We start from the raw sequence: 22,278 nt of genomic DNA, 5'->3' as shown, positions 1-22,278 counted from the left end.
GAGCACCGCGTTTTGTCTCCAATCAAAACCGCGATCTGGCTCGCGCTACTGTTGTGTTGCGCCAGTCCTGCCTTGCAGGCGAATGCGCTACCGGCCATTGCGGCGGTTACCGGTAAAGAGCCGGCCGCAGCGTCCAAACCCGAACCGCTGGTGCAGGGCGGCCTGCTGGGCGCCATCAGTTCGAGCATCGACGATGTCCAGGAAAAGCTCGATCTTAACGAGCACCTGGTACAAGCCTGGCGCCTGCGCGCGGACCGCGCGGTGGATGAGGTGGACCAACTGGTCAATCAGCCTTCGCCGCGTTCGAGTTGGAGCGTGGTCGGCGATTTCCTCCTGCTGAGCGTGGTATGGGGCGGGGTGTTTGCGCTGCTCTGGTTACTCGGTGGCCTGCTGGCCCGACGCCTGGCACGGCATCGCCTGTTGCTCACCCGGGAGCGTGGCCAGGCGTTGCTCGGTTACCTGCTGCCCTACACGCTGCCCGCCTTGATCAGCTTGCCCCTGACCCTCTACCTCAGTCATTTCCTGCCCGCATCGGCAGGCCGCGCACTCGCCTTGAGCCTGGCCTACGCCACCAGCGCCGGGATCTTTGTCGCCTCGCTGTTGCTGTCGCTGGTGGTGCTGTTCAACGTCGGGCATAAGCGCCAGGCAGTGCGCATCCTGCTGCAGAACAGCCCGCGGCCGTTGTTCGCCATGGGTTTTCTGGTGGCCCTGAGCGACGCCTTGACCAGCTCGCAGATCGCCAATCGCCTGGGGGACAACCTGACCAGCAGTATCGCGGTGTTCACCGGTATGTCGGCGTCGATCATCTTCGGCCTGCTGGTGATTCGCCTGCGCAGGCCGGTGGGTCAGTTGATCCGCATCCTGCCGCTGGCCCAGCGCCAGAAACAACCGGCATTGCGCGAGACCCTGCGGATCTTTTCCGGGGTCTGGTACTGGCCGATCCTGTTGATGGTGCTGGTGTCGCTGATCAACCTGATCGGCATCGGCGATGACAATCAAAAGGTCCTGCGCTGTGCCTTGTTCACCACGTTGCTGCTGATTGCCACGGTGTTTATCAGCACCATGCTGCAACACCTGTTCAAGTCCCGCAGCGCGCTCGCGGTGCAGCGCAGCGGTGCCTACAAGGAGCGTTTCCTGAGCCTGTCCCACGCCTTGCTGCGGATTGTCATGGCCATCGCCTTCATCGACATCCTGGGGCGGATCTGGGGCGTATCGTTGTTCGAGTTCGCGGTCAGCAACGCGATTGGCCGGGCGATCAGCGATTCGTTGAGCCGCATCGGCCTGATCTTCCTGGTGACCTGGCTGGTGTGGGTGGTACTCGACACGGCCATTCAGGAAGCCTTGAAGCCGCCGGTCAACAAGCGCAATGCGCGCCAGCCCAGTACCCGGATCAAAACCATCCTGCCGCTGCTGCGCAACGCGATGAAAATCATCCTGGTGGTGATCTGCGCAATCACCACCATGGCCAACCTTGGGATCAACGTCGCACCGTTCCTGGCCGGTGCCGGGGTGGTGGGGCTGGCGATCGGTTTTGGTTCGCAGCAACTGGTACAGGATGTGATCACCGGGCTGTTCATCATCATCGAAGACACCCTGTCGATCGGCGACTGGGTGGTGCTCGACTCGGGGCATGCCGGCACGGTGGAGGGCCTGACCATCCGGACCCTGCGCCTGCGCGACGGCAAGGGCTTCGTGCATTCGGTGCCATTCGGCCAGATCAAGGCGGTCACCAACCAGTCGCGGCAATTCGCCTTTGCGTTTTTCTCGGTGCAGTTCACCTACGACACCGATGTCGACCAGGCCATCGCGCTGATCCGCGACGCGGGCCGTTCGATCAGCGAAGACCCGTTCCTCAAGTACAACCTGCAAGGCCCGCTGGAAGTGTTCGGGGTCGACAAGATGGACCTCAACGGGGTGATCCTGACGGCGCAGTTTCGCACGGTCTCCGGCGGCCAATATGCGGTGAACCGGGCGTTCAACCTGCGCTTGAAAAAGCTTGTGGATAACAGCCCATGGGTGCATTTCGCGCAGACTTATCCACAGCAGGTGCTGCTGCACGAGCGACACCTGGACCGACCCGAAGACAAGCATGAGGAGGCGGTCGCCGCCAAGGACAACTCAGCGCTGCTGATGCCCAATCCGAGCCACAGTTCTTAAGCGCTCGGCAGACCAGGGTCGGCGACTGGCGCGAGCCGGTACTGGGTCAGCTTCTGCTGCAGCGCGCTGCGTTGTTGCGGGTCCAGTTGCAGCCAGAAATGCTGCACGCCGGCGATCTCGGCCGCCGCCGGCAAGCCGTCGCGGTACACCAGTCGATTGCTGGCCAGGGCCGGGACTTTCTGCCCCGGCAGCAAGGTGCCGACCAGGTTCAGCGGATCAACCCCACAGACGCTGACCAGGCTGCCGTCATGGGGGCGGCGGCGCACTTCGCGCAGCAGCGGGATGGCTTCGGGCAGGGCGAACTGCTCGCCGGCCAGGCCACTGACAAAACGTCCGCCGCGGATCTCCCCGCGTGCCTCCAGGCGATGAAAGGTGCGCAGCAATTCCCGCCAACTGGGCAGCCAGTCCGCTTCGCGCGAAAGCAAGCGCCAGAACACCACGCCGTAGCGGCGCAGCAAGATCATGGCGATGTGTTCAAGGGTGCCTGCGGGTGTGCCGCGCGGGGCATCGCTGACGGGGGCGGCTGTGCGACGCAGCAGGGCCCAGCGTCCGGCATCGTCCATCCCACCGACCAGGGGCCCGCGCCCGCGTCGGCTGCTGCGGGCCTGGCGTTTGCTCGCCGGGGTGATCAGTGCGCGCAGGCCGGCGAAGCTGTCGGCATTCACCAGGCCGGCGCCGACCAACTCCTGCAAGGCGATCTCCAGTTCACTGCGCAGCAGGTGCGCCTCGTGCAGCAACTCATCAAAAAACAGCGCGCCGTGTTGGCTCAGGGCCTGATGGACTTTCTGGGTCTTGGGCGACAAATCCTCGACCTGTGCCTGTTCGGTCAAGCTGCTCCAGAGTGCCGCTTGCGCCCTGGGCAACAACACGATCGGTGTGCTGCGCAGGGCCACGCTGGCGGTCTTGTGGCGCGCACTCAAGCGCGTCCAGACCAGCTTGCCGCTGCGGCACAGTTCATCCAGCCAGGTGGCCGAGTAGCCTTTGAGTCGCGCCGGCAACAGATCACTGTCCCAGGCCGAAGCCGCCGCCGGGTAGCCTTCGAACTGCGCGACGATCACCGACAACATGGCGTTACCCTGGCCTTGGGTTGTCGCGGACAGGTGCTGCCAGTCAAACAGAAATCGCATGAAGTCCTGCAGGGCCACCGGTTCGATTTCCCGGCGCAGGCGCTTGACCGTGTAGCGATGGATCCGCGCCAGTAAATGCCGCTCGCACCACTGTTCCTGCGTCGCGCCTGGGCTGAAGCGCCCACGCAATACGTAACCGTCGCGCTCCAGTTGGGCCAGGCCTTGCTCGACCAACAGCGGCATCAGCCCCAGGGCGGCGGCAATCTCACTCAGGGGCAGTGGGCCGAAGGCGCTGAGCCGGGCGCGGAGCAGCTCCACCAGCGCCTCATCAGGTGCCCACAGCTGGTCAAAGCCGGGTAGCGGATGGAGCGGCGGTTGCAGCAGCGCCTGTGGATAAACTCCTTGCAGGCAGCTCAGGCGCTCCAGCGCCAGCCACAGGCCATGTTCGGCATCGATGGCCAGGCGGCTGGCGCGGCCTTGCTCGGCCAGCTCCCGTAGCCACGGCAGCCATCGATCGTTCTGCTGCACCTCGTTGTCAGTGATGGCTCCCAGGCTCATCAGCGCCTCATGCATTTCATCGACGCTGGCGGGTTGCGGCCAGGCCTCTTCGCGCACCGACTCGATCGCTTGCGGGTCCAGGGCGCCGAGGTCATCGGTCGCCTGCGGATCGCTCCAGCGGCGGCTGAGCACCGCTTGCGTGCGACGTTCCTCCAGAGGCGCATCGTCAAGAAAAGTGTAGGGTCGGGCGTTGAGGATTTCCGCCGCCAGGGGCGAAGGGGCGGGCAGGTCGCGACTGATCAACCGCAGTTCGCCCTGCTCCATGCGCCGCAACAAGGCCAGCCAGCCGTTGCAGTCCATGGCTTCGTGCAGGCAGTCGTCGAGGGTTTGCTCTACCAGTGGGTGATCGGGAATTTCCCGTTCACCGGCGAGGTTTTCCAGGCAGGCGATCTGGTCGGGAAACACGCTGGCGATCAAGTCTTCACTTTTCATCCGCTGGATCTGCGGCGCCACCTTGCGGCCACCGCTGTAGCGCGGCAGCGCCAGGGCCACGCCGGCATTCCAGCGCCAGCGCACGCCGAACAGCGGGGCGTCGAGCACTGCCTGGACGAGGATCTGCTCGGCGCTGTTGCTGTGCAGGTAACGCCAGACGTCCTGCAGTTCAAAACTGTGGCTGGTGGACAGCGACAGGACGATGGCGTCCTCGCTGGCGGCGGCCTGCAATTCGAAGTTGAAGGTGCGGCAGAAGCGCTTGCGCAAGGCCAGGCCCCAGGCGCGGTTGATGCGGCTGCCGAAGGGCGTGTGGATGATCAGTTGGGTGCCGCCGGACTCATCGAAAAAGCGCTCCATCAGCAGCGTGTCCTGGGACGGCAGGGCGCCGAGGGCCAGGCGCGCGGGGGCCAGGTAGTCCACCAGTTGTTCGGCGCAGGCCAGGTTCAGGCCAAGGGTCGCGGTCAGCCAGGCCAGGCTCGGTTGCAAGTCGCCGGGCGTGGCGCCCAGCAGTTGGTCGAGCTGGGCGTGCAGGCGCGCCACGGCGTAGGACAACTCGGCGCTGCGCCCCGGTGCTTCGCCCAGCCAGAACGGGATGGTGGGCGGCTGGCCCTGGGCGTCCTCGACCCGCACCTTGCCGGTTTCGACCCGCAGGATCCGGTAGGAGCTGTTGCCCAATTGGAAGACATCGCCGGCGATACTCTCCACCGCGAAGTCTTCGTTGACGCTGCCGATGTTCAGCCCCTGGGGCTCCAGCAACACGCTGTAGTCGGCGTTGTCGGGAATCGTCCCGCCGCTGGTCACGGCGGTCAGCCGGGCCCCGCGGCGGCCGCGCAAGGAACCGCTGACGGCGTCGCGGTGCAGGTACGCACTGCGGATGCCTTGGCGGCCGTTGTAGCCTTCGGCAAGCATCTTCAGCACGGCCTGGTAATGCGCCTGGTCCAGCGCGGCGTAGGGCGAGGCGCGGCGCAGGGTGTCGAACAGCGCCTGCTCCGGCCATTCCTGGCAACTGACTTCGGCGATGATCTGCTGGGCGAGTACGTCCAGCGGCGCGACGGGGATCAGCAGGCTATCGAGCTCGCCTCGGCGCACGCAGTCGAGCAGGGCGGCGCATTCGATCAGGTCGTCGCGGGTGGTGGCGAACAGGCGCCCCTTGGGCGTGCCGCCAACCTGGTGCCCGGAGCGGCCGACCCGTTGCAGGAACCCGGCAATCGAACGCGGCGAGGCGATCTGGCAGACCAGTTCGACGTCGCCGATGTCGATCCCCAGTTCCAGCGACGCAGTGGCGATCAGCACCTGCAGCTCGCCGCGCTTGAGTCGTTGCTCGGCATCCAGGCGAAACTCCTTGGCCAGGCTGCCGTGGTGCGCGGCCACCGCGTGCTTGCCCAGGCGTTCGCTGAGGTGGCGGCTCAAGCGTTCGGCCAGGCGCCGGGTGTTGACGAAGACCAGGGTGGTGCGGTGCTCGCGGGCGAGGGTGGCGATGCGCTCATAGACCAGCTCCCAGACATCGTTGGCCATCACTGCCGACAACGGCACGGGCGGCACTTCGATGTCCAGGTCCCGGGGGCGGGCGTGGCCGATGTCGACGATGTCACAGGGGCGTCCAGTGCCCACCAGGAACCGCGACACCGCGTCGATGGGCTTTTGCGTGGCAGACAGGCCGATGCGCAGCAGCGGCTCGCGGCACAACGCCTGCAAGCGCTCCAGGCTCAGGGCCAGGTGGCTGCCGCGCTTGCTGGCGGCCATGGCGTGGATTTCATCGACGATCACCGTGCGGGTGCTGGCGAGCATTCGTCGGCCCGAGTCGGAGCCGAGCAGCACGTAGAGCGATTCCGGGGTGGTCACCAGAATGTGCGGCGCGCTTTTACGCATCGCCGTGCGCTCCTTTTGCGGGGTATCGCCGGTGCGCACCGCGGTGCTGATCTGCAATTCGGGCAGTCCCTGCTGTTGCAGTTGCGCAGTGATGCCGGCCAGCGGGGTCTGCAGGTTGAGCTGGATGTCGTTGGACAGCGCCTTGAGGGGCGAGACGTAGACCACCCGGGTTTCGTCAGGCAACTCGCCGCCCAGGGCCAGGCCTTGCCGGACCAGGTCGTCGATGACCGCCAGAAACGCGGTGAGGGTCTTGCCGGAGCCGGTGGGCGCGGCAATCAGGGTCGAGCGGCGCTGGCGGATCAAGGGCCACGCGCGCGCCTGGGCGGCAGTGACCGTCGCGAAGGTGCTGCTGAACCAGGCGCTGACGGCGGGGTGAAAGCCGTCGAGGACGCTGTTGGCGGACTCGGGGAGATTCATGGGCTCAGTTATGCGACGGCCCGGCCCAAGTTGCAAGTGCGCGCGCAGTGCGGCCCAGCGCTGCCCCTGGCTGCGACTGCAAAGGCTGCGGTTGGCAGTTTATAAGTGACGGTTGCGTATTAAACCCGCAAAATGTAACGATTCCGGCAACTCTCAACGACAACGCCTGCGGGCGCTGTCGCTACACTCATCGTTTCAAACAGACTGGGCCTGCTGACTCTATGCGAATGCGCCTTATGTTACTGGGTGGCGGAAATGCCCTTGGGCAGGCGCTGATTCGCCTCGGTGCGGAGGAAGACATCGGTTTCCTCGCCCCCCGTCCACCGCAAGACGGCTGGGATGCCGCGAGCCTGACCCAACTGCTCGACGACACTCGCCCGGACGCGCTGATCAACCTCGCCTACTACTTCGACTGGTTCCAGGCCGAGCAGGTGCCCGAGGCGCGCCTGGCCGGGCAGGAACGAGCAGTCGAGCGCCTGGCGGAATTGTGCCAGCACCACAACATCGTCCTGCTCCAGCCTTCCAGCTATCGAGTGTTCGATGGCTCGCGGGCTACTGCCTACAGTGAAAAGGACGAGCCGGTGCCACTGGGCCTGCGTGGCCAGGCGTTGTGGCGCATCGAGCAGAGCGTGCGCGCAACCTGCCCGCAACACGTGATGCTGCGGTTTGGCTGGTTGCTCGATGACAGTGCCGACGGCGCGCTGGGGCGTTTCCTGGCACGTGCCGAACAGCCTGAAGAGCTGCTGATGGCCGACGACCGGCGGGGCAACCCAACCCCGGTGGACGATGCTGCACGGGTGATCATTTCGGTGCTCAAGCAACTCGATTGCGCGGCGCCGCTGTGGGGCACCTATCACTACGCCGGACACGAGGCGACCACGCCGCTGGCGCTGGGCCAGGCCATTTTGACCGAGGCCCGCAGCCTGCATCCGCTGGCCATCGAAGCACCGACTGCGCAGGCCCATGCCGCGCGCCCGGATGCCGCCGAAGAACCGCAACACGCGGTCCTGGCCTGCAAGAAAATTCTGCACACCTTCGGGATCAAGCCGCGCGCCTGGCGTGCCGCGCTCCCGGGCTTACTGGATAGGTTTTATCGTCATGGCTGAAGGCCCTGTATTAATCACCGGCGGTGCCGGTTTCATTGGCTCGCACCTCGCCGACGCCTTGCTTGCCAAGGGCTACTCGGTGCGTGTGCTCGATGACCTGTCCACCGGCAAGCGCAGCAACCTGCAACTGGACGATCCACGTATCGAGTTGATCGAAGGCGACGTCGCCGATGCTGCCCTGGTGGCCAAGGTGATGGTCGGTTGTTGTGCCGTGGCGCACCTGGCTGCCGTGGCTTCCGTGCAGGCCTCGGTGGACGATCCGGTGCGTACGCACCAGAGCAATTTCATTGGCACCCTGAACGTCTGTGAAGCCATGCGCCAGGCTGGGGTCAAGCGTGTGCTGTTTGCCTCGAGCGCGGCGATCTATGGCAACAATGGCGAAGGTCAGTCGATCGACGAAGACACCGCCAAGGCGCCGCTCACGCCCTACGCTTCGGACAAGCTGGCGGGTGAGTACTACCTCGATTTCTACCGCCGCCAGCATGGCCTGGAGCCCGCGGTGTTTCGCTTCTTCAACATCTTCGGCCCGCGCCAGGATCCGTCGTCGCCGTACTCCGGGGTGATCAGCATTTTCAGCGAGCGCGCGGTCAAGGGGCTGCCGATCACCGTGTTCGGCGATGGCGAGCAGACTCGTGATTTTGTCTATGTCGAAGACTTGGTAGACCTGCTGGTGCAGGCTATCGAAGCGCCTACGCTGGAAGTCGGTGCGGTCAACGTCGGCTGGAACCAGGCCACCACCCTCAAGCAAATGCTCCAGGCGTTGCGCGAAGTGGTCGGCGACTTGCCGCCGATCACCTACGGCCCGGCCCGTTCGGGCGATATCCGCCATTCGCGGGCGAACAACCAGCGCCTGCTGCAGCGCTTCACCTTCCCCGAGCAAACGCCAATGAACGTCGGTCTGGCCCGCCTGCTGGGTCGCTAGGGGTTTTACGAGAACAAAAAAGGCGCCTGATTAGAGGCGCCTTTTTTTTGCGGGTGTGGCTTAGAACTTGTAGCCCAGGCCAACCATGTAGACCCATGGGTCCACATCGATGTCGACCTTGGCGCGGGTGCCTGGGGCGACAGCGTTGTTATCCACATAACCGGTGGTGTCGATGTCGATGTAGCGCACCTGGCCGTTGATCATGATGTTGTCGGTCAGCATGTAGTCGGCACCGACCTGCCATGCCACGCCCCAGGTGTTTTTCGCCCGGAAGTTGTCGAAGCCGTTGGCGCTGGCCTGGCTGCCGACGTGTTCGTCATAGATCCAGGTGTAGTTGATGCCCGCGCCCACGTAGGGTTGGAACACCGATTTGTGATCCAGCGGGTAGTACACCAGGCTCAGGGTCGGCGGCAGGTGCTTCAAGGAGCCGAGCTTGCCGTTGGCCGCAGGGAGTGCGGTGCCTTTGAGTTTGACGTCATGCTCGAACGGCGTTGCCGCCAGCAGTTCGATCCCCAGGTTGTTGGTGATCATGTACGCGAAGTTCAGGCCCAATTGCGTGTCGCTGCTCATTGTCGCCTTGCCGCCCAGGTCGGTACCCGCCAGCGGGCCGCGATCGACCTTGACGCTGGAGCTGTCGGCCTTCGGATTAACGGTGATGGCACCCGCCCGGACGATGATGTCGCCGGCTTCGTGGGCTTGGGCGGACGGGGCTGCAAGCGCGAATGCAATGAGGGAAGCGCTAAGCAATGACTTGTGCATGGGGGCTCCAAGGGACAATTTGAATTCTATATCCCATTTTATGGAGGGATCCGACCTGGGACGTTGACGCAGCTCAATGAAAGCGTGATGGCGCATTAAGATCGTTGCTCGGATGAGCGGTCGTCGTCAGCGCCGGCTTGAGCGTAGACGCAAGTTCAGGTCAGTCCATGAAAACTTCGCAGTTTCACTCCTGCAATTCGTACACGTAGATCTTCTGGGCATCCATCTGGTATCCGGCATCCGCCAGTTCGCTGGTGGAGGCTTTGACCTGCATTGCGCCTTCAATCCAGTACGGCTGGTACAACTCTTCGAGCTTGACCCCGATCTCGCTCCGGACATGCACGATCTGGTTCGACGGCGGCGGGGGCACGTGGATGCAGGCGCCGAAATACGGCACCAGCAAAAACTCGGTGGTGCGTCCTGCCTCATTGACCTCCAGCGGCACGATGTAGCCGGGCAACCGAATGGCCTGGCCGTCGAGGTTCTGCACCACCGGCGCGTTGGGCAGGTCCTGCCGGGCGGCCGGCGCCGACTCGGCCGACAAGGCGTCGCTCATCTGCGACAGGTCGTGCAGCGGCTTCATGTTCGGCACTTCGGCGGGCGCGTCCGGCGGAATCATCTCCGACCAGGTCAGGTCCCTGGGTTCGGCCGCCCACAGGGGCAGGGCGACCAGCATCAACAGCGCAAGCAGAGCGCGGGGCATTTTACGTCCTCATAAACGGATCGACAGACCGTCGGCCAGCGATTGCCGGTAGGCCCGCCAGGCAGGCACGCTGCCCATCAGCAGCGCGGCAAGCAGGATGCCACCGAGCAGCGTCCATTCATACTCGCTTGGCCAGGACAACGGCAGAAACAGGCCGTAGTTGGACTGCACGTAACCTTGCGCCAGGGCGATGCACAGGTACAGCAGGCCGAGGCCGGCGATCACCCCCGACAGCGCCAGCGCAAAGGCCTCCAGCACCAGCAGCGTGGCGATATGCCAGGGCCTGGCGCCGACCGAACGCAGGATCGCCATTTCCCGTCGGCGTTCGTTGAGGCTGGTGAGGATCGCTGTGAGCATGCCGATCAAGCCGGTCAGCACCACGAACAGCGACACCACGAACAGCGCTTTTTCAGCGGTGCCCATCAGGCTCCAGAGTTCCTGCAAGGCCACGCCCGGCAGGATCGCCAGCATCGGTTCGCCACGAAATTCATTGATCTCGCGTTGCAGGGAGAAAGTCGCGATCTTGCTGTTGAGGCCGAGCATGAACGCAGTGATGGCCTGGGGCGTGAGGTCCATGTTGCGCGCCTGGTCGGCGCTGATCCGGCCATCGCCACGCGCCGGTACACCGTTGTGCCAATCGACATGGATCGCCTCCATGCCCCCGAGGCTGATGTGCAGCGTGCGGTCCACCGGGGTGCCAGTGCGCTTGAGGATGCCGACCACGGTGAAGGGCTTGTCGTCATGCTTGACCAGGCTGATCACCGCCACGCCGTGGGCCAGTACCAGTTGGTCGCCGAGTTTGTAGTGCAGCGCGTCGGCCACTTCCGCGCCCAGTACCACCTCGAACGGATCCGTGGCAAAGGCCCGGCCGCTGGCCAGTTGCAGGTGTTGCTGGCGCCCGTATTGGTAATGCTGGAAGTAGGCGTCAGTGGTGCCCATCACCCGATAGCCGCGATGGGAGTCGCCAAGGGAAATCGGGATTGCCCATTTCACCTTGGGGTTGTTGGCGAAGTGCTCGAAGCTGTCCCAGCGGATGTTGTTGGTGGCATTGCCGATACGAAACACCGAGTACAGCAGCAGGTTCACCGAACCGGAGCGGGCGCCGACGATCAGGTCCGTGCCGCTGATGGTGCTGGCGAAACTGGCGCGGGCTTCGGTGCGCACGCGCTCCACGGCCAGCAGCAGGCAGACCGACAGGGCGATGGCGAGGGCCGTGAGGATGGCGGTGAAGCGGCGGTTAGCCAGGCTGGCCATGGCTAGACGGAACAGATACATCTCAGACCTCTGCGGGCGTGGCGGCGCGATTGAGTTCGGCCAGCGACAGGTGACGATCGAACAGCGGCGCCAGGCTCTGGTCGTGGCTGACGAACAACAGGCTGGAACCGGCTTCCCGGCATTCGGCGAACAGCAGGCGGATGAAGGCCTCGCGGGCATCGTAGTCGAGGGCCGAGGTCGGCTCGTCGGCGATCACCAATTCCGGCTGGCCGATCAGTGCGCGGGCAGCGGCGACGCGTTGCTGTTGGCCAATCGACAGGGAGTCGGCCCGTCGACCAAGCAGGCCTGGATCCTTGAGCCCCAGGTGCGCCAGCAGCGTCGCGGCGGCGCTGTCGACGCTGCCATGACGCTGGATCGCGCGGTTGGCGCGCACGCTGGAGAAGTGGCAGGGCAACTCGACGTTTTCGCGCACCGAGAGAAACGGCAGCAGGTTGAACTGCTGGAAGATGTAGCCCGTGTGGTCGACCCGAAAACGATCCCGGGCACCGGCCGAGAGGTCCGTCAGTTCCTGCCCGAGCAAACGGATGCTGCCGCGATTGGGCTTCTGCACGCCGCCGAGCAGGCCCAGCAGGGTGGTCTTGCCGCTGCCACTGGGGCCTTTGAGAAACAGGGTTTCACCGGCCTCCAGGCGAAACGCCGGGATGTCCAGCAAGGGCGGGTGACCGGGCCAATGGAAGCCCAGGTCGGTCAGTTCGATGAGTGCTTGGGTCATGTGAAACCGGTCTGGTTGGTGGTGAACCCCTGTAGGAGCGAGCCTGCTCGCGATGGTGTATCAGTCGATACCAAAGTATCTGACACTCCATCGCGAGCAGGCTCGCTCCTACAGGGGATCTTCGGTGGATTCAGAATTTAAGCGCAGCCGCCTTGGCCGTCACCTCGACCCCTTGCTGGCCGTTGGGGCTGATGAGTTGTACCTGAATTTTCTGGGTGGCGGGGAAGGTCTTGAACACCTGGGCCAGGTCCAGGCTCTTCAGCGCATCCGGTTGGCTGCAGGTGAACTGGTAATGTGCGTGGATTTCGCTGTGGTCATGGTGGTGTTCATGACCCTCGGCGTCCTTGGCGTCTGCGTGGTCGTGGTCATCGTCGGCGTCCGGTTTGTCACCGAACAGCGGGCTGTTCAGCTCCTGCTGGCTGAGCACGCAGTTGGCGGCCTGCGGCAGGCTGAACAGCACCAGCGGCTGCTCCAGTTGTGCCCGTACCGCGGCAACCTTGACCTTGTCTGCCGGCGTATTGGCGGCGTGTTCGAAGCCCACCAGGTTCATCGCCGGGCTGTCCAGTTCCAGCTCCAGGGTCTGGCCATCCAGCGCCGCGTTCAAGCGCCCGACGCCATGTTCGTGAGCTCCGAGGCTGGCGTGTTGATGATCATGATCATGTTCGTCGGCCGCTTGGGCGATGGCCAGCGGCAACAGGGCAAACGGCAAAGCGAGGAGCAGACGGCGCATGGAAAGTCTCCGGGGCGGAAGTTAACTGTTTTGTTATGTGATCTTATAACAATATCGGCGGGAGTTTGACTGCATGCTTGGCGTTGCGCAAGACGCGTGGGAGCATGTTCGTCATAAACCTGAGGAAAGCCCAATGTTGCGCATACGTGGAAGCATCGGCGACTGGCCGGTGGACTTGACCCTGGAGCTCGATGATGGCGATTGGGCGAAACTTGGCGCGCAGTTGCAGGTGAGCAAGGTCGACGGCGTAGAGCCCGCCGCCAGCGTTGCGGCGAAACCGGCCAATCCGGACGACGCCCAGTGGCAGTTGGCCAAGGCGTTGCTGCGCAAGTCCGGGCAACTGAGTGGGCCGGATCTGCTCGAGCAACTGGAAGGACTGACCGGCAGCGCAGTAGCTGGCAAGCGCCTATTGGTGCGCCTGCGCCACTGCGCCGAGGTCAAGGTGCTGAGCGGCGGCGATACACCGCTCTATAGCTGGGTAGAGCCTTTGTAGACGCTCCGGTAGCGATCAGTACAACGCAGCAAACAACTTGCGGCGGTAGGTGGTGACCAGCGGGTGATCGTTGCCCAGCAGCTCAAACACCTGCAGCAGGGTCTTGTGCGGCAAACCTTCGCTGTAGCTGCGGTTGCGGATGAACAACTTGAGCAGCGAGTCCAGCGCCGGGTCGTATTGCTGGCGGGCCAGTTGCTGGATTGCCAATTGATAGACCGCTTCGTCGTCCTGTGGATTCTGTGCCAGGCGCGCTTTCAGGTCGGCCACATCCGGCAGGTTCGCTGCCTGGCCGAGGAACTGGATCTGCGCCTTGGCGCCCGCCAGTGCGGCCTTGTGCTCATCGCTCTTGACCGCATCCAGCACGGCTTGGGCTTCGCCAAGCTCGCCGCGTTCGGTCAGGCAGCGGGCATACAGGATCAGTGCGCCGGCGTGGCTGTTGTCTTCCCCCAGCAGCACTTTGAGCGCGGCCTCGGCCTCGGCAAAGCGCCCCTCGTCGAACAACCCCTGGGCCTGTTCGAATGGATCGGCCGCAGGCGGCGGAGGCATCTGTACATGGGGTTCGAGCAGTGCGCGCACCGCGGATTCCGGTTGCGCGCCGGCAAAACCGTCCACCGGCTGACCGTCCTTGAACAGCACCACGGTCGGCAGGCTGCGAATGCCGAAGCGTGCCACGACGTCTGGCTCGGCATCACAATTGACCTTGGCCAGCAGCAACTCGCCCTGGTAACTCTCGGCGATGGTTTGCAGCATCGGCATCAGCGCCTTGCACGGTGCACACCATTCAGCCCAGAAATCCACCAGCACGGGCTTGTGGAACGAGTTCTCGATCACCGACTGCTCGAAATCAGCGGTGGTGGCGTCGAAGATGTACGGCGTGTCTTGACTCATGGGGTTTCTCGAAAAAACGTGGATGGGGCAACTATAAAGCTTGGTGGGGTTGGCCGAAAGCGCAGGCAGCCGGGTCAATCCGTAACGCAGCGGGCAGCATGGTACAGGCTCACATGGCGAAACTCTTCAGGCTCGGCCAGGTCGGGCAAGGTCATGGCCTCGAGCATCTCCAGCCGCCGGTAGAGCGGATGCGAGAAGTCGCGCACCCGTGAGTCGGCGACCAGGGCTTCGCGGCCTCGGCTGAGGAATGCGTCGAGCAGCGGCAGGTTGGCGCGGTCATACAGCACGTCAGCCACCAGGATCAGGTCGAAACGATCGGCCTCGGCGAAAAAGTCCGTTGAATAGCTGAGTTCAACCCCATTGAGCCGGGCATTGGCCCGGCAGGCGGCGAGTGCCAGGGGATCGAGGTCGCAGGCCACCACTTCGAGGGCACCGGCCTTGACCGCCGCAATCCCCGCCACCCCGGAACCGGCACCGAAATCCAGCACCCGCTTGCCAGCGACCCACTGTGGGTGGGCGGCCAGGTAACGCGCCACTGCCAGGCCGCTGGCCCAGCAGAAACTCCAGTACGGCGGTTCATGCAGGATCCGTCGGGTTTCTTCCGGGCTGAAGGCACGGTCCATGTTGTCGCCGTCGATCAGCCACAGTTGCAGCTCGGTATCCGGCAGCGGGCAGGGCACCAGTTGCGCATCGCCCAGCAGTTCACTCAGGGCGTGTTGCAGGTCGAGCGGTGCCGTCATGGTGCTTTGACGAATTGCAATTGCCCCAGAGCCTGGGAAGTCGGCTGGAAAATTCGTTGCGAGGGCAGGTGCAGGATCAGTTGCCCGGATTGGCTGGCGCGCCCGCGCAGCTCGACCCGCGCGCCGGCGGGAAAGGCTTCGGGGTTGAAGCGCAGGTGAAACGGCAGGGCCTGGTTGTTGCCGACCAGGTTGGCGCTGGCCAGCAACTGCTGCGGCCGCGAACGCTCGTCGACCACCAGCAGCGCCAGTTCGACTTCGGCCCCCGCTGGCACACCCTGCAACGAACCGCTCAGTTCGCGCTGGTAAGCCGGCAGCGGACCCTGGTCGGCGGACGCCTGGGCCTTCTTCTGGGCCATCTGCGGCGCGGGGCCGGATGCCGGTTCTGCGGGCTTGGGCGCATCACTGCTACAGGCCACCAGCAGGCTGACGAAACTGAGTAAAACAAGCGGTCGTAGCGGCATTTGCGGCTCCAGCGAGGTGAAATCCATGGATCAAGCACTATAGCCCGTCTGTATACCGTAAACCCTATGGCTTGTCTTGCCACCGGGATGCGCTACCATGGCCCTCCCTTTTTTTGTTGCCTGCCACCATGCACTGTCCCTTCTGCGGTGCCAACGACACCAAGGTCATCGACTCCCGTCTGGTCGCCGAGGGCGAACAGGTGCGCCGCCGGCGTGAATGCCTGGCCTGCGGCGAACGTTTCACGACGTTCGAGACCGCCGAACTGGTGTTGCCGCGCCTGATCAAAACCGACGGCAGCCGCCAGCCGTTCGACGAAGAAAAACTTCGCGCCGGCATGCAGCGCGCCCTGGAAAAACGTCCAGTGAGCGTCGAGCGCCTGGAATCCTCTCTGGTGCACATCAAGCACAAACTGCGGGCAACCGGCGAGCGCGAAGTCAAATCGCTGGTGGTCGGTGAGCTGGTGATGGCCGAGCTGCAGAAGCTTGATGAAGTCGCCTACATTCGTTTCGCTTCGGTGTATCGCCGCTTCCAGGACCTCAACGAGTTCCGCGAAGAGATCGATCGCCTGGCCCGAGAACCGGTCAAACCATGACGATGTCCACTGAGCAAGCGATCCTCGACGCCCACTACATGGCGCGCGCGCTGGAACTGGCACGCAAGGGCCACTACAGCACCCACCCCAATCCGCGGGTCGGTTGCGTGATCGTGCGTGACGGGCAGGTCGTCGGCGAAGGCTGGCATGTGCGCACCGGCGAGCCGCATGCCGAAGTCCACGCCTTGCGCGCCGCCGGCGAGCAGGCGCGGGGCGCGACCGCCTACGTCACGCTCGAACCCTGCAGCCATCACGGCCGCACGCCACCGTGCGCCGATGGGTTGGTCACGGCGGGGGTAGCACGCGTCGTTGCCGCCATGCAGGACCCCAACCCGGAAGTGGCCGGGCGTGGCCTGCAGCGCCTGGAACAGGCCGGCATCGCCACCACCTGCGGCGTGCTCGAAGGCGAGGCGCGCCAGCTCAACCTGGGTTTCCTCAAGCGCATGGAGCACGGCTTGCCGTTCGTGCGGGTCAAGTTGGCCATGAGCCTGGATGGGCGCACCGCCATGGCCAGCGGCGAAAGCCAATGGATTACCGGCCCGGCGGCGCGCTCCGCGGTCCAACGCCTGCGGGCGCAGGCCAGCGTGGTGTTGACGGGGGCCGACACGGTGCTGGCGGACGACGCGCGCCTGACTGTGCGCGCCGACGAGTTGGGGCTGGACGCCGAACAAAGCGCCCTGGCCATGAGCCGTCCACCGTTGCGGGTATTGATCGATGGTCGCCTGCGGGTGCCGCTCGATGCCCCGTTCTTCAAGGCCGGCCCGGCCCTGGTCGCCACCTGCGTGGCCGTGGAAGAGCAGTACGCCAACGGCCCCGAGTGCCTGATCGTGCCGGGTGAAGAGGGTCAGGTCGACCTGCGCAAGCTATTGCTCGAACTGGCCGCCCGCGGCGTCAACGAGGTGCTGGTGGAAGCCGGCCCAAGGCTGGCGGGCGCCTTTGCCCAGCAAGGCCTGGTGGACGAGTACCAGATCTTTGTCGCTGGCAAGTTCCTCGGCTCCACCGCGCGGCCATTGCTCGACTGGCCACTGACGCAAATGAAGGATGCGCCGGCACTGAAAATCACTGACATTCGTGCGGTTGGCGATGACTGGCGAGTCACCGCCATTCCCGTGCCGGCCGCAAGCGTATAATTCCCGGCTGCGGCCAAGAAGGTTTTGTTCTCGAGGAGGACTTCATGTTTACCGGCATCATCGAATCCATCGGCAGTATTCGTGCATTGACCCCAAAAGGCGGAGATGTACGGGTTCACGTAGCCACCGGCAAGCTCGACCTGAGCGATGTCAAACTGGGCGACAGCATTGCGGTCAACGGCGTCTGCCTGACGGCCGTCGAGCTGCCAGGCGACGGTTTTGCAGCGGACGTCAGTCGCGAAACCCTCGACTGCACCGCCATGAATGACCTCAAGAGCGGCAGCCCGGTCAACCTGGAAAAAGCCCTGACTCCGACCACCCGCCTGGGTGGCCACCTGGTCAGCGGTCACGTCGACGGCGTCGGCGAAGTGGTCACCCGCACCGAAAACGCCCGGGCCGTGGAGTTCCGCATCCGTGCCCCGAAGGAACTGGCCAAGTACATCGCCCATAAAGGCTCGATCACCGTCGACGGCACCAGCCTGACGGTGAACGCGGTCGATGGCGCCGAATTCCTGCTGACGATCATTCCGCACACCTTGAGCGAAACCATCATGGCCGCGTATCAGCCGGGTCGCCGGGTGAACCTGGAAGTGGACCTGCTGGCCCGTTACCTGGAGCGACTGCTGCTGGGCGACAAGGCTGCGGAGTCGACTGCCGGCGGCACCATCACTGAAAGCTTTCTGGCCGCCAACGGCTACCTCAAATCCTGAAGCTCAAATTTCGAAAGAAGGGGGGTGCCGCGTGGCGCTCAATAGCATCGAAGAACTGGTTGAAGACATCCGCCAAGGCAAGATGGTCATCCTTATGGATGACGAAGACCGCGAGAACGAAGGCGACCTGATCATGGCCGCCGAGTGCTGCCAGGCTGAGCACATCAACTTCATGGCCAAGCACGCCCGTGGCCTGATCTGCATGCCGATGAGCCGCGAGCGCTGCGAACTGCTGAAGCTGCCCCTGATGGCGCCGCGCAACGGTTCCGGCTTTGGCACCAAGTTCACCGTGTCGATCGAAGCCGCCGAAGGCGTGACCACCGGCATCTCGGCCGCCGACCGTGCGCGTACCGTGCAGGCCGCTGCCGCCAAGGACGCCAAGGCTGAAGATATCGTCAGCCCGGGGCACATCTTCCCGCTGATGGCCCAGGCCGGTGGCACCCTGGCCCGCGCCGGCCACACTGAAGCCGCCTGCGACCTGGCGCGCATGGCCGGGTTCGAGCCGAGCGGGGTGATCTGCGAGGTGATGAACGACGACGGCACCATGTCCCGTCGTACCGAGCTGGAAGCCTTTGCCGCTGAACACAACATCAAGATCGGCACCATCGCCGACCTGATCCACTACCGGATGATCCACGAACGTACCGTTCAGCGGATTGCCGAGCAGCCACTGGACAGCGAACTGGGCCAATTCAACCTGGTGACCTATCGTGATTCGGTGGAAGGCGACGTGCACATGGCCCTGACCCTGGGCACCGTGTGCGCCGAAGAACCGACCCTGGTGCGGGTGCACAACATGGACCCGCTGCGCGACCTGTTGATGGTCAAGCAGCCGGGCCGCTGGAGCCTGCGCGCCGCCATGGCCGCGGTTGCCGAGGCGGGTAGCGGGGTGGTGCTGTTGCTCGGTCACCCGCTCGATGGCGACGTGTTGCTGGCGCATATCCGCGAAACCGCTGACCAGGCGGCGGTGAAAAAGCCGACCACCTACAGCATCGTCGGTGCCGGTTCGCAGATCCTGCGCGACCTTGGCGTACGCAAAATGCGCCTGATGTCGGCGCCAATGAAATTTAATGCGATATCCGGTTTCGATCTGGAAGTTGTAGAATACGTGCCCTCCGAATAAAGGCCGGTGTTTTTCCACCCCTTGTTCGCGGTTCAAATATCACTGAGGGACGCGTACTGAACGCGTCCCGGCTCTTTAAGAGATTTGTCGAATGACCCTGAAGACCATCGAAGGTACCTTCATCGCCCCCAAAGGCCGCTACGCCCTGGTTGTTGGCCGTTTCAACAGCTTTGTTGTCGAAAGCCTGGTAAGCGGTGCGGTTGATGCCCTGGTTCGCCATGGCGTGAGCGAAAGCGACATCACCATCATCCGTGCCCCTGGCGCCTTCGAAATCCCGCTGGTTGCGCAGAAAGTCGCCCAGAAAGGCGAGTTCGCGGCAATCATCGCCCTGGGCGCGGTCATTCGTGGCGGTACTCCGCACTTCGAATACGTGGCAGGTGAATGCACCAAGGGCCTGGCCCAGGTGTCCATGGAGTTCGGCGTTCCAGTCGCTTTCGGCGTGCTGACCGTTGATTCCATCGAGCAAGCCATCGAACGTTCCGGCACCAAGGCCGGTAACAAAGGTGCCGAAGCTGCCCTGTCCGCTCTGGAAATGGTCAGCCTGCTGGCGCAGTTGGAGGCCAAGTGATTAGCGACGAAAGCGATCGTTTCAACCCGCGCGATCCAAAGCCTGCGGATGCTGGTAAACCATCGAAGAGCGTCAAGCGCCGCGAAGCCCGTCAGCTCGCGACCCAGGCCCTGTATCAATGGCACATGGCCAAGCAGTCTTTGAACGAGATCGAAGCGCAGTTCCGGGTCGATAACGATTTCAGTGATGTCGATGGCGCCTACTTCCGCGAAATCCTCCACGGGGTTCCGCAGTTCAAGACCGAAATCGACACCGCTCTCACGCCTTGCCTGGACCTGACCATCGACGAGCTCGACCCGGTTGAACTGGCGGTATTGCGCCTGTCCACCTGGGAACTGCTCAAGCGCGTCGACGTGCCGTACCGGGTGGTGATCAACGAAGGCATCGAGCTGGCTAAAGTCTTCGGTTCCACCGATGGCCACAAGTTCGTCAACGGTGTCCTCGACAAGCTGGCCCCGCGCTTGCGTGAAGCTGAAGTGAAGGCGTTCAAGCGCTGATACGCGCTTGAGACAGGGTACCTGATGGGCGAGTTTGAGCTGATCCGCAACTACTTCGCCGCTGCGCCCTGTGCGCAGGCGGGCGATGGCGTTGCGCTGGGGATCGGCGACGACTGCGCCTTGCTCGCTGTTCCCGCAGGGGAACAGCTGGCGATCTCCACCGACACGCTGGTGACCGGTGTGCATTTCGCAGATCCCTGCGACCCGTTTTTGCTCGGTCAGCGTTCGCTGGCGGTGGCCGTCAGTGACCTGGCTGCCATGGGCGCCACCCCCGTAGCCTTTACCCTTGCCCTGACCTTGCCGACGGTAACCGCCGATTGGCTGGATGCCTATGCCCGTGGTTTGAACCAGATGGCGCAGAGCTGCGGCGTGCGGCTGGTGGGTGGTGATACCACGCGCGGCCCGCTGAGCCTGACCATGACCGTGTTCGGCCGTGTCCCGGCCGGCCAGGCCCTGACCCGCAGCGGTGCGCAGGTCGGCGACCTGCTGTGTGTTGGCGGCGAGCTGGGCAACGCCGCCGGGGCCTTGCCCCTGGTGCTCGGCCAGCGTACGGCGCCGGCCGCTATCGCCGAACCGTTGCTGGCGCACTACTGGTCGCCACAGCCGCAGCTGGCGTTGGGCCAGGCGTTGCGCGGCAAGGCCAGCGCGGCGCTGGATATCTCCGATGGCTTGCTCGCCGACTGCGGGCATATTGCCAAGGCGTCGGCTGTCGGCTTGCTGGTGGAGAATCAGAAACTGCCGCTGTCGGCGGCACTACTGGGGTTTCTCGGCGAGAATGCGGCCCGGGTGGCAGCGGTCAGCGGCGGTGACGACTACGTACTGGCGTTTACCTTGCCGCCGGCTCATCTGCCGACCCTGTTGGCCGAGGGCTGGCCGATCCACGTGGTCGGCCGGGTCGTGGCCGGGCAGGGCGTAACGCTGCTGGACGCCAATGGGCAGGACATCACCCCGAACATCCGGGGTTATCAACATTTCCAGGAGACACCGTGACAGATCATCCCAAACAGGTTCCGGCAGAGTTCGTGCCGCCATCGGTCTGGCGCAATCCCTGGCATTTCCTGGCCTTCGGCTTTGGCTCGGGCACCTTGCCCAAGGCACCCGGCACCTGGGGCTCGTTAGTTGCGCTACCCTTCATCCCGCTGTGGCAGATGCTGCCCGACTGGGGCTACTGGCTGATGCTGGGCATCACCATGCTGTTCGGCTTCTGGCTCTGCGGCAAGGTTGCCGACGACTTGCGCGTGCACGACCACGAAGGCATTGTCTGGGACGAAATGGTCGGGATGTGGATCACCCTGTGGCTGGTGCCGGAGGGATGGTACTGGTTGTTGGCGGGGTTCCTGATGTTCCGCTTTTTCGACATCCTCAAGCCATGGCCGATTCGCTGGATCGACCGGCATGTGCACGGCGGCATCGGGATCATGCTCGATGACGTGCTGGCGGGGGTCTTTGCCTGGCTGGGGATGCAGGGGCTGGTCTGGTATTTCACCTGAGGGACTGTTCGAGGGGCTAGGGAATGGTGCGGCGCGGTTGCTGGATCCTGCTGTTGGCTATGGTCTGCTCGGTCGCCCGTGCGGTGGAAGTGCCCGCTGTACCTGCGGTAATCCATCTGGCGAGCGAAGACTGGGAAGACTACACCGCTGCCGACGGGCACGGCCTGGCCTTGGACATCTTGCGTGAGGTGTTCGAGCCGGCCGGGGTCAAGCTGGATATCCGCACGGTGCCCTACACCCGTTCGATCGGCCTGGTGCAACTCAAGGAAGTCGATGCCCTGGTCGGGTCCTACCGGGACGAGGCCAAGGGCGTGCTGTACCCGCACTGGAATTTTGACTCCGACCACATCTATGCCCTCGGCCTGGCGAGCAGTCCGGCACCTACCCAGGCCACGCTGGGCAAGTACCGCCTGGCCTGGGTGCGCGGCTACCGTTACGAAAACTACCTGCCCAATGTGCGCCGCTATAACCAGATCGAGCGCCGCACCGGCATTCTGCCGATGCTCCAGCAGGGTCGTGCGGACTATTACATCGACGCCCAGACCGAGGTCGAGGCGGTACTCAAAGGCGCCGTCGATTCGCAGCAGTTTCGCTATACCCACCTGGCCGAACTGCCGCTGTTCCTCGGTTTTGCCGATACCTCCCAGGCCAGGTCGCTGATGAAGCTGTATGATCAGCGCATGACCCTGCTGGTCGGCAATGGCGGGCTGAAACCGATTTTCGAACGCTGGAAACAACCGTATCCGTTTGAGGGTAACCTGATGCCCGCCGGCCAGTGATCAAACTATTTGATCGTTATGGCCGATAATTCAGCCTAAGCGTGGTTCGGAACCTGCTGTTACAATGCCGCCTCTGCGAATCTCCAGTACATAGATCAG

22 protein-coding genes are annotated in these 22,278 nt (G+C 64.0%); 13 read left to right on the top strand and 9 right to left on the bottom strand.

Going from position 1 to position 22,278, the window contains the following annotated elements; translation table 11 throughout:
• Positions 1 to 12 precede the first annotated feature (12 nt).
• Positions 13 to 2,157 carry a mechanosensitive ion channel family protein gene (locus tag PspS04_RS24395; RefSeq protein WP_159998173.1) on the top strand — a complete coding sequence of 715 codons (2,145 nt, stop codon included), beginning with the start codon at positions 13 to 15 and terminating at the stop codon, positions 2,155 to 2,157.
• Here the strand turns inward: PspS04_RS24395 and PspS04_RS24390 are convergent.
• Positions 2,154 to 6,500 (bottom strand): DEAD/DEAH box helicase, encoded by a 4,347-nt coding sequence (locus PspS04_RS24390; RefSeq protein WP_159998171.1) that lies wholly within the window; start codon positions 6,498 to 6,500, stop codon positions 2,154 to 2,156. The genes PspS04_RS24395 and PspS04_RS24390 overlap by 4 nt on opposite strands.
• Positions 6,501 to 6,721: 221 nt before the next feature.
• Here PspS04_RS24390 and PspS04_RS24385 point away from each other — a divergent pair, with 221 nt between their 5' ends.
• Complete coding sequence (locus tag PspS04_RS24385; protein WP_095166201.1) at positions 6,722 to 7,606, top strand: sugar nucleotide-binding protein; 885 nt, start codon at positions 6,722 to 6,724, stop codon at positions 7,604 to 7,606.
• Complete coding sequence (locus tag PspS04_RS24380; RefSeq protein ID WP_159998169.1) at positions 7,599 to 8,528, top strand: NAD-dependent epimerase/dehydratase family protein; 930 nt, start codon at positions 7,599 to 7,601, stop codon at positions 8,526 to 8,528. The genes PspS04_RS24385 and PspS04_RS24380 overlap by 8 nt, the downstream gene beginning before the upstream one ends.
• A 60-nt stretch (positions 8,529 to 8,588) precedes the next feature.
• Here PspS04_RS24380 and PspS04_RS24375 read toward each other — a convergent pair whose 3' ends face one another.
• The 5 genes from PspS04_RS24375 to PspS04_RS24355 all read right to left on the bottom strand — a co-directional run bounded on the left by PspS04_RS24375 (position 8,589) and on the right by PspS04_RS24355 (position 12,707).
• Positions 8,589 to 9,287 (bottom strand): OmpW/AlkL family protein, encoded by a 699-nt coding sequence (locus PspS04_RS24375; RefSeq protein WP_095166205.1) that lies wholly within the window; start codon positions 9,285 to 9,287, stop codon positions 8,589 to 8,591.
• A gap of 184 nt (positions 9,288 to 9,471) precedes the next feature.
• The gene (locus PspS04_RS24370) at positions 9,472 to 9,990 is read right to left on the bottom strand and encodes a DUF3299 domain-containing protein (protein ID WP_159998167.1); all 519 of its coding nucleotides are present in this window, start codon (positions 9,988 to 9,990) and stop codon (positions 9,472 to 9,474) included.
• A 9-nt stretch (positions 9,991 to 9,999) separates the two neighbouring features.
• Positions 10,000 to 11,265: an ABC transporter permease gene (locus tag PspS04_RS24365; protein ID WP_095166209.1), complete on the bottom strand. Its 1,266-nt coding sequence runs from the start codon at positions 11,263 to 11,265 to the stop codon at positions 10,000 to 10,002.
• Between the two features lies 1 nt (position 11,266).
• Complete coding sequence (locus PspS04_RS24360) at positions 11,267 to 11,977, bottom strand: ABC transporter ATP-binding protein (RefSeq protein WP_159998165.1); 711 nt, start codon at positions 11,975 to 11,977, stop codon at positions 11,267 to 11,269.
• Positions 11,978 to 12,107: 130 nt separating this feature from the next.
• A complete protein-coding gene (locus PspS04_RS24355) occupies positions 12,108 to 12,707 on the bottom strand; it encodes a DUF2796 domain-containing protein (RefSeq protein ID WP_159998163.1) in 600 nt (199 codons plus the stop codon).
• A 133-nt stretch (positions 12,708 to 12,840) separates the two neighbouring features.
• Between PspS04_RS24355 and PspS04_RS24350 the strand changes: the two genes are divergently transcribed.
• The gene (locus tag PspS04_RS24350; protein WP_159998161.1) at positions 12,841 to 13,200 is read left to right on the top strand and encodes a hypothetical protein; all 360 of its coding nucleotides are present in this window, start codon (positions 12,841 to 12,843) and stop codon (positions 13,198 to 13,200) included.
• Positions 13,201 to 13,215: 15 nt separating this feature from the next.
• Here the strand turns inward: PspS04_RS24350 and trxA are convergent, their stop codons facing one another.
• The 3 genes from trxA to PspS04_RS24335 all read right to left on the bottom strand — a co-directional run bounded on the left by trxA (position 13,216) and on the right by PspS04_RS24335 (position 15,289).
• On the bottom strand, positions 13,216 to 14,088 hold the full coding sequence (trxA, locus tag PspS04_RS24345) for a thioredoxin (RefSeq protein WP_159998159.1): 873 nt from the start codon (positions 14,086 to 14,088) through the stop codon (positions 13,216 to 13,218).
• A gap of 74 nt (positions 14,089 to 14,162) precedes the next feature.
• Positions 14,163 to 14,828, bottom strand: coding sequence for a class I SAM-dependent methyltransferase (locus tag PspS04_RS24340; RefSeq protein WP_159998157.1), 666 nt, complete (start codon positions 14,826 to 14,828; stop codon positions 14,163 to 14,165).
• On the bottom strand, positions 14,825 to 15,289 hold the full coding sequence (locus PspS04_RS24335) for a YbaY family lipoprotein (protein ID WP_095166615.1): 465 nt from the start codon (positions 15,287 to 15,289) through the stop codon (positions 14,825 to 14,827). The genes PspS04_RS24340 and PspS04_RS24335 overlap by 4 nt, the downstream gene beginning before the upstream one ends.
• Before the next feature lie 128 nt (positions 15,290 to 15,417).
• Between PspS04_RS24335 and nrdR the strand changes: the two genes are divergently transcribed.
• The 9 genes from nrdR to PspS04_RS24290 all read left to right on the top strand — a co-directional run bounded on the left by nrdR (position 15,418) and on the right by PspS04_RS24290 (position 22,179).
• Complete coding sequence (gene nrdR / locus PspS04_RS24330) at positions 15,418 to 15,882, top strand: transcriptional regulator NrdR (protein ID WP_162530215.1); 465 nt, start codon at positions 15,418 to 15,420, stop codon at positions 15,880 to 15,882.
• Positions 15,879 to 17,012 (top strand): bifunctional diaminohydroxyphosphoribosylaminopyrimidine deaminase/5-amino-6-(5-phosphoribosylamino)uracil reductase RibD, encoded by a 1,134-nt coding sequence (gene ribD, locus PspS04_RS24325; RefSeq protein ID WP_159998155.1) that lies wholly within the window; start codon positions 15,879 to 15,881, stop codon positions 17,010 to 17,012. The genes nrdR and ribD overlap by 4 nt, the downstream gene beginning before the upstream one ends.
• Positions 17,013 to 17,056: 44 nt before the next feature.
• On the top strand, positions 17,057 to 17,722 hold the full coding sequence (locus tag PspS04_RS24320; RefSeq protein WP_095166222.1) for a riboflavin synthase: 666 nt from the start codon (positions 17,057 to 17,059) through the stop codon (positions 17,720 to 17,722).
• A gap of 31 nt (positions 17,723 to 17,753) precedes the next feature.
• Complete coding sequence (gene ribBA / locus PspS04_RS24315) at positions 17,754 to 18,845, top strand: bifunctional 3,4-dihydroxy-2-butanone-4-phosphate synthase/GTP cyclohydrolase II (protein ID WP_095166224.1); 1,092 nt, start codon at positions 17,754 to 17,756, stop codon at positions 18,843 to 18,845.
• Positions 18,846 to 18,936: 91 nt separating this feature from the next.
• Entirely contained in the window at positions 18,937 to 19,413 is a 477-nt protein-coding gene (gene ribH / locus PspS04_RS24310; protein WP_003228649.1) for a 6,7-dimethyl-8-ribityllumazine synthase, read from the top strand.
• Complete coding sequence (gene nusB, locus PspS04_RS24305) at positions 19,410 to 19,910, top strand: transcription antitermination factor NusB (RefSeq protein ID WP_056728930.1); 501 nt, start codon at positions 19,410 to 19,412, stop codon at positions 19,908 to 19,910. Before ribH ends, nusB begins: the two co-directional genes overlap by 4 nt.
• A gap of 24 nt (positions 19,911 to 19,934) precedes the next feature.
• A complete protein-coding gene (gene thiL, locus PspS04_RS24300; RefSeq protein WP_095166226.1) occupies positions 19,935 to 20,900 on the top strand; it encodes a thiamine-phosphate kinase in 966 nt (321 codons plus the stop codon).
• Positions 20,897 to 21,400, top strand: coding sequence for a phosphatidylglycerophosphatase A family protein (locus tag PspS04_RS24295; protein WP_095166229.1), 504 nt, complete (start codon positions 20,897 to 20,899; stop codon positions 21,398 to 21,400). Before thiL ends, PspS04_RS24295 begins: the two co-directional genes overlap by 4 nt.
• A gap of 23 nt (positions 21,401 to 21,423) precedes the next feature.
• Positions 21,424 to 22,179 (top strand): substrate-binding periplasmic protein, encoded by a 756-nt coding sequence (locus tag PspS04_RS24290; protein ID WP_159998153.1) that lies wholly within the window; start codon positions 21,424 to 21,426, stop codon positions 22,177 to 22,179.
• Positions 22,180 to 22,278: the final 99 nt, after the last annotated feature.

This window comes from Pseudomonas sp. S04 (genome assembly GCF_009834545.1).
Taxonomy (GTDB): Bacteria; Pseudomonadota; Gammaproteobacteria; order Pseudomonadales; family Pseudomonadaceae; genus Aquipseudomonas.
This window is presented reverse-complemented; position numbering and strand designations above follow the sequence as displayed.